The sequence below is a fragment of the uncultured Bacteroides sp. genome, assembly GCF_910578895.1.
Classification (GTDB): domain Bacteria; phylum Bacteroidota; class Bacteroidia; order Bacteroidales; family Bacteroidaceae; genus Bacteroides.
This window is the reverse complement of the sequence record NZ_CAJTSC010000012.1, coordinates 63,934-72,756: the sequence shown is the minus strand read 5'-3', so window position 1 is coordinate 72,756 and position 8,823 is coordinate 63,934. Positions and strand designations below refer to the sequence as shown.

Sequence of the window (8,823 nt, the reverse complement as noted above, 5' to 3'; positions counted from 1 at the left end):
GATAAAAACGGAATTAACATTATTTCTCGCTTTATGAAAAATTGAAAGATAACAATATGTAGCAAACAAATACAATAAAACATTTGTTGTTGACATGAAAAGAGGAACATCCCTCTTTCAAAGAAATATTTTATTAACTAAATGCCTTAATTATGAGAAAATTATTTTTACTGGCCATGATTGCATTGGCATCCGTGGGCATAAATGCCCAAACTATTAAAGGAGAAAGCTCTGTAATGGGCAATATCGGTTACCAGACCAACTACCAAAGATTTGGTCTGGGAGTGCAAGGACGTTACGCGATAGCGAATAATCTCCGGATTGCTCCGGATGTGACTTTCTTCTTTCCTAAAGACAAAGTTACAGGATTGGACGTGAACGTGAACTTCCATTATGTATTCAACTTCAAGGAAGACGGTCAAGGATTTTCCGTCTATCCTCTTGCCGGTATCGGTATGCAAAACAATTTCTACGGAAAACAGACTGTCGAAGTAGACGGAAAGCAGGTAGAAACCAGCCGGAGCAACTCCACTAAATTCGCCTTCAATCTTGGTGGCGGTATCACACTACCTATTTCCGAACGCAGCTATTTGAACGCCGAAGCCAAATTTATGTTTGCCAAAGACGATAATGTAGTAATTATGTTAGGATACGGATATAAATTCTAAAAGGACAGCATATAACCAAACCGATGAAGGTGTGTCGTAATAAACGATGCACCTTCATTTTTTGAAAGGTGTCAAAACTAAAGCCAGTATTATTTCGGTCTGTCATTCAAAATGTAGTGAAAAGGCATAAAAAAAGGCTATCTATCCCAGACAGCCAATCTTTTGTTAACCTTAAATCTAATACTATGAAAAACACATTGCAAATGTACGGATATTCTGTGAAATTCCAAATTATCGGCACTTCACATCCCGATTTATAACATGGTTTAATAGGAATACGCAGTTGTTAACTAATCTGCGCTACAAATTAAGAAAAAGTTACCATCTTTATCGAAACATCATTAGTAACAAAACAATCAAAACCTTGATTGAAAAGTGAATGTTGAAAAAAAAGTTTTATCTTCGCCCCACTAAATATAAAAAACGCTATGATAACCGAAGAACTTAAAAAACTCTACATCGCACATATCGGACATGAACCCGAAACTATTGACGAGCTTCCCTCTTCCGGCTCCAACCGTCGTTACTTCCGTCTCACAGGCATACCTACACTGATAGGTGTCAGTGGCGAATCCGTAGAGGAAAACCGCGCATTTCTCTATATGGCAGAGCATTTCCGACAGAAAGGTCTGCCTGTGCCCAAAGTATTCATCCGTTCAGAAGACGGCGTGTACTACCTACAAGAAGATTTGGGAGACACGTTACTATTCAATGCCATTGAAAAAGGACGTAAAACCAGTGTATTTGGCGAAGAAGAAAAACAGTTGTTGCGCAAGACCATCCGGCTGTTGCCCGCCATACAATTTGCCGGAGCCGACGGTATGGACTTCTCCTACTGTTACCCGCAGGCGGAGTTCAATAGCCGTAGTATACTTTGGGATTTGAACTATTTCAAGTATTGCTTCCTCAAGGCAACCGGCATGGAATTTCAGGAAGATCGCCTGGAAGACGATTTCCAAAAGATGGCAGACGTACTTCTCCGTAGCAGTTCCGCCACTTTCATGTATCGCGACTTCCAGAGTCGCAATGTCATGATCAAGGACAACGAACCCTGGCTCATAGACTTCCAAGGCGGACGCAAAGGCCCTGTCTACTATGACGTAGCTTCTTTCCTGTGGCAAGCCAAAGCCAACTATCCCGACAGCCTGCGCCAAGAACTTCTGAAAGAGTACATCGAAGCCTTACGAAAATACCAGCCGGTAGACGAAAACTACTTCTATGCCCAACTCCGCCATTTCGTACTGTTCCGCACCATGCAGGTATTGGGTGCTTATGGTTTCCGCGGCTACTTTGAAAAGAAACCGCACTTCATCCAAAGTGTACCTTTTGCCATCGAAAATTTACGGCAACTGTTGCAAGAACCCTACCCCGAATATCCGTACCTCTGCAAGGTGTTGCATGAACTGACAGAATTAAAACAATTCACCGACGACCTGCAAAAACGCCGTCTGGTAGTAAAAGTCACCAGTTTTGCCTACAAAAAAGGTATTCCCGAAGATTCATCCGGCAACGGCGGCGGTTTCGTGTTCGATTGCCGTGCCGTAAACAACCCCGGTAAATATGAGCGCTACAAACCTTTTACCGGACTTGATGAACCCGTTATCCGGTTCCTTGAAGACGATGGGGAAATAACCGTCTTTCTTGAACATGTATATGCTTTGGTAGACGCATCCGTAAAACGGTATATGGAACGAGGTTTCACCAACCTGTCCGTATGCTTCGGCTGTACGGGTGGTCAGCATCGCTCCGTATATTCGGCCCAGCATTTGGCAGAACACCTGAACAAAGAGTTTGGTGTGCAAGTAAACTTAGTGCACCGGGAGCAAAATATAGAGCAGACCTTTAACGCAAAACAATAAAAGACAAGAAAACAATGAAAGCGATGATATTTGCCGCAGGACTGGGCACACGCCTGCGGCCGCTGACCGACCATACTCCCAAAGCCCTCATCCCCGTAGCGGGAAAACCGATGCTGGAACGAGTAATATTACGGCTAAAAGCAGCCGGATTTGATGATATTACGGTCAATATCCACCACTTCGGAGAGCAGATTATTGAGTTTCTTCGCACCAATAACGATTTCGGAGTCACCATCCATGTCAGCGACGAACGCGACATGCTACTCGACACCGGCGGCGGGATAAAGAAAGCACGGCCGTTTCTGGACGGTGACGAACCGTTCCTTGTACACAATGCCGACATCCTCTGCGACATAGACCTTGCAGAACTATACAGACATCACCGGAAAAGCGGCGCCGAAGCCACCCTACTCGTCAGTGAACGACAGACTACCCGCTACCTGCTGTTAGATGACGACCATTTGCTACAAGGGTGGATAAACAAGTCTACAGGAGAAACCAAACCCGAAGGTTTCGATTTCCAGGAAAGCAAGTACAAGGAGATGGCTTTCGGTGGAATCCATGTCATATCTCCCTCCATCTTCCATCACATGGAAAATAGGCAATGGACGGGAAAGTTCTCCATCATTCCTTTCTATCTTTCCATCTGCAGTACAGCCCGCATACAAGGCTATCCGCTTCGAAAGTGCAGTTGGTTTGATATCGGCAAACCGGAAACGTTAGCGAAAGCCGAAATGGAGTACAGCCGCCGATAGCAAATCTGCAATGCTGGCAAACCGGACCGGTGCTCTGCCAGGCCGGTGCAGTACGAAATCGCCGCACTCCTGCCCGTCTTCCGTTTCAATGTATGTTTCCGATACCACATCGCAACCGGCAAGTATACCGTGACGTCGCAGTGCTTTACGCACCATCGCATATCTCTGCCCCTTACCCACAAGACGTATCTGTGAAGTACATTCATTATCCACCCTGAATAATCCGGTTTCAGCATCGAATGCAATACCTTTGCGGGTAAAGAAACGGTCAAGACTGCCGTCCAACGCAAGGTCTTCGGGGGTACCGGTAATAATACCGTTTGCCTTGTCCATCAGCCAAATTCTGTCAGCTATCTGCAGAGCCAGTTCAAGGTCATGCGTAGAGAGGAAAATAGTCTTGTCTGTCTGCCTGCTGAGACGATGCAGTAGTTGCATCATTTCTACTTTACTGGGAAAGTCAAGAAAAGCAGTAGGTTCATCCAAGTAAATCACCGGCGTTTCCTGTGCAAGTGCTTTAGCTATCATCACTTTTTGCCGCTCGCCATCACTCAACGTATGTATCATCCGGGATGCCAAATGAGAAATGCCTACCATAGCCATGGAACAATCCATCACCTGCTCGTCCTCTTTTGCCAGTGCACCCCAAAAACCGGTATAAGGAGTACGGCCCAACCCTACCACTTCCGCAACGGACATGTTACGGACATCGCACTTTTCCGTCAATACCACACTGATGATACGTGACAACTGCTTGTCCGTATAGGTTTCAATCTCTTTTCCCAAAATACGTATCTCTCCCCCCAACTTGGGTTGGAAAGCGGACAACGTACGGAGTAACGTAGACTTGCCCACTCCATTGGCACCCAGCAGGCAGGTCAGCTCGCCGCTGTTTATGCAGGCACAAATACCGTCCGCCACCACTTTAACATCACCCTTGCCGGGATAGCCGATGGAAAGATTCTCTATATGTATGGTCTCACTGTTCATTTCAACGTACAATATTCGGTATTTTTAAGGAAATACGCAAATACTCTGCCGGAAACCACCTTATCTGCGCATAAACAATTCCGATTTAATACAATTTCGCACAGAGCATGAGTGATTTTCACAGAAATGACTTACCTTTGTACTTCGTATAACTAAAAAAGATAAAGACATGAAGAAACTTGCTTTTTATATGTTGATGCTGGTTATGAGTATCGGTTATGCCAACGCACAAGGTAAGGCGGACATTAAATTCGATAAGACCACGCATAATTTCGGAACATTCTCCGAAAACAGTCCGGTAGTAAACTGTACATTTACTTTCACCAATGTAGGTGATGCTCCGTTGGTAATCCACCAGGCAGTGGCATCCTGCGGATGTACGGTTCCTGAATATACACAAGAACCGGTGATGCCCGGAAAAACAGGAACCATAAAAATTACTTATAATGGCACGGGCAAATATCCCGGACACTTCAAAAAGTCTGTCACATTACGTACCAATGCCAAGACAGAAATGTTACGGCTCTTTGTGGAAGGCGATATGACTGCCAAAGATGCCAAATAAGCGTTTTTTTATAATACAGAGCAAAGGGGATGTTCCGACTGGAACTCCCCTTTTATTTTTTAACCAATTGCTTGTCAATATTAATATTGCTAAAAATCGCGAATCTATATTTGTAAGCATACATAAAGTTCACTGACAAACAACTAATTGCAAACACCAAGGTATATGAAATTTTTGGATTAAAATACGGAAAGAAAGTTTCTTTTGCCAAGTGTGATATAATCCGTTGTCTATGCTGTTACCTATAGAAATACACAAAAAATAAAAATAAGAGCCTTCATTAAAAAAATGAAGGCTCTTATTTTTATTGGCTGAAATCAAAAACAAATCGTATGGCAACAGTAAAAGTGAAATTTCGTGCTTCTACCATCCTAACGAAAGAAGGCACAGTATTTTATCAAGTAATTCATAATCGTATGGCACGACAAGTCAATTCCGGTTATAAACTCTACCCACATGAATGGGATACGGTAAACGCGGAAATTGTCTTTCCTTCGAGTACAGGAAGTGGTCGCCGGAATTATTTGATTTCTTTGAAAAACGCTTTGACGGAAGATATCAAGCGGTTCAAAAGTATTATCACTCGTTTTGAACGAGCAGCCCGAAACTATACAGCCGAAGAGGTCGCGGAATGCTTCCTTACATCAACAGATAGCGGAGGATTCATATCGTTTGGCCGTGAACTTGTCCGGCAATTGAAACAAATCGGCAAAACATGTACCGCCGAGCGTTATACAACCGTCTTAAACAGTTTCGGACGATTTTGCGGAGAGAAGGATATACTTTTGGAAGAGGTAAATTCCAATCTGATGGTTGAGTATGAAATCTTTCTGCATGCAAATAATGTGTGTCCAAATACCTCATCCTACTATATGCGGGGATTACGCGCCATTTACAACCGAGCCGTTGAAAAAGAACTGGTCGTGCAGTGCAATCCCTTCAAGCATGTCTACACTGGCATCGACAAAACCGCCAAAAGAGCCGTACCTTTGAAAATTATCCGTCAAATCAGGGAACTCGACCTGAGGTTGTCTCCCGCCATGGACTTTGCCCGGGATATCTTCATGTTCTCATTCTACACACGTGGAATGTCATTCATTGATATGGCTTACCTAAGAAAGAAGGATTTGCAAAACGGCATCCTATCGTACCGCAGACAGAAGACAGGCCAGCTTCTTTTTATCAAATGGGAAAGACCGATGCGCGAGATTGTCGATAAGTACGATACGGGTGGAAGTCCCTATTTACTGCCGATAATAAAGAATGTGGATACGGACGAACGCCGTCAATACAAGAATGCTGCCCATCAGGTTAATAACAAACTGAAAAAACTCGGTGAAAAACTGGGGTTGACCATACCGCTAACAAGTTATGTGGCGCGCCATGCATGGGCCTCCATTGCCAAGAGCAAGAATGTGCCATTGGCAACCATTAGCGAGGCGATGGGACACGATTCCGAGAAAACCACACGTATCTATTTGGCTTCGCTGGATACGTCTGCCGTGGATAAAGCCAACAGTCAGATACTGAAATCTTTGTAACTGATAAGGGAACCGGGATTTGTCGGGCAATTATAAGGTTCTCTTTTTAAGAGAAATGGTATTCGGATGCAAAATTAGTGAAAATGCGGCAAACATTAAATTTCAGACAAGTAAAAAATAAATTGTCTGAATAGATAGAAATACTTTAATATCCGCTATACAACCCGTAAAGTTCTCTTTTTAAGAGAAATAGTATTCGGATGCAAAATTAGTGAAAATGCAGAAAACAGCAATGAAAACCGATAAAAAAACTGTTTTCAAGAATAAATCAGATCTGATGTTAAGCGGATACGGGAATTTGTTGTGCAAATCTTTCATTCTTTACCTATAACCCCCTAAAAGTAAGGTGATATTATTTCTGTCTTTCTCTTAAAAAGAGAAGTAATTTAAAAAGAAATGGCAAGTATATAAAAAACGATGTATTGTGCTAATTCTCTTTGGTTTGTATACGTATTACGCATGCATTGCAGATGAATATCATATTAAGAATATATAAAACGAACATATTGTAATATATCATGAATATGAAACTGAAATTGACTGTCATAGCTGTCATGCTAACGTTTTTTTCAAGCGTTAAGGCGCAGGATGTAGCGTTAAAGACGAACCTGCTCGCTGACGGCTTTTTCAACCCGAACTTCGGTATTGAGTTGGGGCTTGCCCCGAAATGGACTTTGGATATCACGGGACAATTCAACGCGTGGACTCTCTCGCACGATCGCCGCTGGAAGCACTGGGCGGTGCAGCCTGAAGCCCGTTATTGGCTGTGTGATCGTTTCGGTGCGCACTTTTTAGGTGCACATTTACATGGCGGGCAGTATAACATCGGCGGTATTGATGGTGCAATAAACTTTCTGGGTACCGATGCCCGCAAGTTGAAAAATGCCCGCTATCAAGGTTGGTTCGTCGGAGCAGGTGTGGCTTACGGTTACGCATGGATATTGGGACGGCATTGGAACTTAGAAGCCGAAATCGGTATAGGCTATTCTTATACCCGTTACGACAAATACCCGTGTGCGAAGTGTGGGAAAAAACTTGAAACAAACAAGCCGCATCATTACGTAGGACCTACGAAAGCGGCTCTCAATTTAGTTTACCTTTTTTAAATTACGATGAACATGAAATGGACGATATTCATACTGGCAACCTTACTCGGATTGGTAAGTGTGTCGGATGCCGCTGCACAGGATGTAACAAACATCATACCCGGTGTTTCCATCAATCACTGCAAGATGGAACGTAACGGCACATACCTTACCGTAGAAATGACTGTAGATTTAGCAACACTCGATGTAGAAGCCAACCGTGCCGTATTACTTACCCCACGTCTTGTCAACGGAGCGGATTCGCTCGACCTTCCGTCAATCGGTATTTACGGACGTCGCCGTTACTATTTTTATGTGCGCAACGGCGAGAGTATGCTTACCGGCAAAGACGAGATGAGTTACAAAGTCTCCGAGAAACCCGATGACATCACATACCGTAATATCCTGTCTTATGCTGACTGGATGAATGGCGCAAAACTGTTGCTCCACCGCAGTGATTACGGTTGCTGCAATACGTTGCTGGCAGAACAGGACGGACCACTCGGACGCCATACCGAAGCGTTTTTCCCGGAACTGGTGTTCGTACGCCCTGAAGCTGAAATAATGAAGAGCCGCTCACTGTCCGGTTCGGCATTTATCGACTTTCCCGTAAATAAAACGGTGATTTATCCCGAATACCGCCGTAACACGGCGGAGCTCGGCAAAATAGAAGCCACTATTGACTCTGTACGTAATGACGGAGACGTGTCTATTGTTTCCGTATGGCTCAAAGGATACGCTTCGCCCGAGAGTCCCTATACACACAACCGCGACTTGGCGATTGGGCGTACCAAGTCGCTCAAGGAGCATATACGAAAATTATATCATTTTGCCGATGACATCATTGTCACGGAGTACGAACCGGAAGACTGGAAGGGGTTACGGCGGTATGTGGAAAGTTCCAATATCGACCATCGCGCAGAGATACTTGAAATGATTGACAGCAACCTCGATCCGGATGAAAAAGAGGCAAAGATAAAACGCACTTATCCGGCAGAATATCGCTTCCTGTTGCAGTATTGTTATCCGGCATTGCGTCATACGGATTACCGCATAGATTATAATATACGCAGTTATAACAATGCGGAAGATATTAAACGTATCATGGCGGAACGGCCGCAAAATCTAAGCCTGAATGAATTCTATCTTGTCGCAAGCACCTACGAACCGGGTACGGCAGAATTTACCGATGTGTTTGAAACAGCGGTACGTATGTTCCCGAACGATGAGATTGCCAACCTGAATGCCGCCAACGCCGCCATACGACATGACGATTATGAAGCCGCACGCCGTTATCTCAACAAGGCAGGAAACTCGGCGGAAGCTGTCTACGCGCGAGGTGCACTTGCCATACGTGAAAAGG

7 protein-coding genes and 1 pseudogene (1 of these 8 only partly in view) are annotated in these 8,823 nt (G+C 44.2%); 7 read left to right on the top strand and 1 reads right to left on the bottom strand.

The features are described from left to right. The first annotated feature begins 152 nt into the window (after nucleotides 1-152). The 3 genes from QZ327_RS04870 to QZ327_RS04860 all read left to right on the top strand — a co-directional run bounded on the left by QZ327_RS04870 (nucleotide 153) and on the right by QZ327_RS04860 (nucleotide 3,282). On the top strand, nucleotides 153-668 hold the full coding sequence (locus tag QZ327_RS04870; protein ID WP_294617601.1) for an outer membrane protein: 516 nt from the start codon (nucleotides 153-155) through the stop codon (nucleotides 666-668). A gap of 428 nt (nucleotides 669-1,096) precedes the next feature. Next, nucleotides 1,097-2,527: an RNase adapter RapZ gene (locus QZ327_RS04865; protein WP_294617599.1), complete on the top strand. Its 1,431-nt coding sequence runs from the start codon at nucleotides 1,097-1,099 to the stop codon at nucleotides 2,525-2,527. 14 nt (nucleotides 2,528-2,541) lie between these two features. Continuing rightward, complete coding sequence (locus QZ327_RS04860; protein WP_294617598.1) at nucleotides 2,542-3,282, top strand: nucleotidyltransferase family protein; 741 nt, start codon at nucleotides 2,542-2,544, stop codon at nucleotides 3,280-3,282. On the opposite strand, the gene QZ327_RS04855 is transcribed toward QZ327_RS04860, so the two are convergent. Continuing rightward, nucleotides 3,247-4,269, bottom strand: a complete 1,023-nt coding sequence (locus QZ327_RS04855; protein WP_294617597.1) for an ABC transporter ATP-binding protein — start codon at nucleotides 4,267-4,269, stop codon at nucleotides 3,247-3,249. The two genes, QZ327_RS04860 and QZ327_RS04855, sit on opposite strands and share 36 nt — an antisense overlap. 169 nt (nucleotides 4,270-4,438) lie before the next feature. On the opposite strand from QZ327_RS04855, the gene QZ327_RS04850 reads away from it, so the two are divergent. From QZ327_RS04850 to QZ327_RS04835, 4 genes and pseudogenes are all read left to right on the top strand, one after another. Continuing rightward, nucleotides 4,439-4,834 carry a DUF1573 domain-containing protein gene (locus tag QZ327_RS04850; protein WP_294617596.1) on the top strand — a complete coding sequence of 132 codons (396 nt, stop codon included), beginning with the start codon at nucleotides 4,439-4,441 and terminating at the stop codon, nucleotides 4,832-4,834. Between the two features lie 332 nt (nucleotides 4,835-5,166). Continuing rightward, on the top strand, nucleotides 5,167-6,375 hold the full coding sequence (locus tag QZ327_RS04845) for a site-specific integrase (RefSeq protein ID WP_294617595.1): 1,209 nt from the start codon (nucleotides 5,167-5,169) through the stop codon (nucleotides 6,373-6,375). Between the two features lie 524 nt (nucleotides 6,376-6,899). Next, complete coding sequence (locus QZ327_RS04840; protein ID WP_294617604.1) at nucleotides 6,900-7,481, top strand: DUF3575 domain-containing protein; 582 nt, start codon at nucleotides 6,900-6,902, stop codon at nucleotides 7,479-7,481. A gap of 12 nt (nucleotides 7,482-7,493) precedes the next feature. Further along, nucleotides 7,494-8,823: pseudogene (locus tag QZ327_RS04835) on the top strand (DUF3868 domain-containing protein); it runs 116 nt beyond the window's last position.